Here is a 274-nt window from a genome sequence, read left to right as displayed (position 1 = left end):
TTGTTTTACTTCTGCGTTCATTTGTGACAGTTAGTTCCCTTCCGTTGAGGCAGATGTAGCTGTCCCTGTCTGCATGGTACTCCATGTTTTCCCTTCTACTGCTGTCTTTTTTGTATTTTCGGGTCTTCGAAATCTCATAGTTCTGCGGCTTTATATAGGCGGTCTGTCCGTTTTCCTCAATGAAAAGATAGTTTTCTTCACTTTCGTACCCGCCATCTGCAACGACTTTTGAATACTTAAATCCCAGGTGATTCTCCATGTCTTTCAAAAACGG

The 274-nt window shown here is 42.3% G+C and carries 1 pseudogene; it reads right to left on the bottom strand.

Annotated elements, in window-relative coordinates:
• Positions 1 to 274 (bottom strand): annotated as a pseudogene (locus tag GPK90_RS18760) (IS5/IS1182 family transposase); the annotation flags it as partial.

It is taken from the genome of Clostridium sp. MCC344 (assembly GCF_018785365.1).
GTDB lineage: Bacteria > Bacillota > Clostridia > Lachnospirales > Lachnospiraceae > Pilosibacter.
This window is presented reverse-complemented; position numbering and strand designations above follow the sequence as displayed.